General features: G+C 54.5%; 1 protein-coding gene. It reads right to left on the bottom strand.

The features are described from left to right. On the bottom strand, positions 1-188 hold a 188-nt coding region (locus tag EN851_RS35670; protein WP_135931135.1), incomplete at its 3' end, for an aspartate-semialdehyde dehydrogenase. Positions 189-290: the final 102 nt, after the last annotated feature.

Genomic DNA, 290 nt, shown 5'->3' with positions numbered 1-290 from the left:
GGCCCATCGAGCCTGGTCTTCCAGAATTCGATGAAGCGGATCAGCACCGGAAATTTGGGAGCGATATCGTAGTCCTGCCAGATATAGCTCTGCAGCAGATGCGGGTGGTCGGGGAAGTGATAGAGAATCTTGGCCGTGGTCAGCCCATAGCCCCTCAGCATCAGGTCCATTTCGGAATGGTTGCGCATCGCAGCTCCCTTGGGTCGATCTCCTTTCCTCCCAGCGCGAACTGTGCGCCTCGTTGTTTAACTGTCTATTGATTTTAGCAGCTCCGAGGCTAGTTTTCCATC

Origin of the sequence: Mesorhizobium sp. M8A.F.Ca.ET.208.01.1.1 (assembly GCF_004791315.1) — a bacterium.
Taxonomy (GTDB): domain Bacteria; phylum Pseudomonadota; class Alphaproteobacteria; order Rhizobiales; family Rhizobiaceae; genus Mesorhizobium.
The sequence above is the reverse complement of the archived record's forward strand: the minus strand, read 5'-3'. Positions and strand labels throughout refer to the sequence as shown.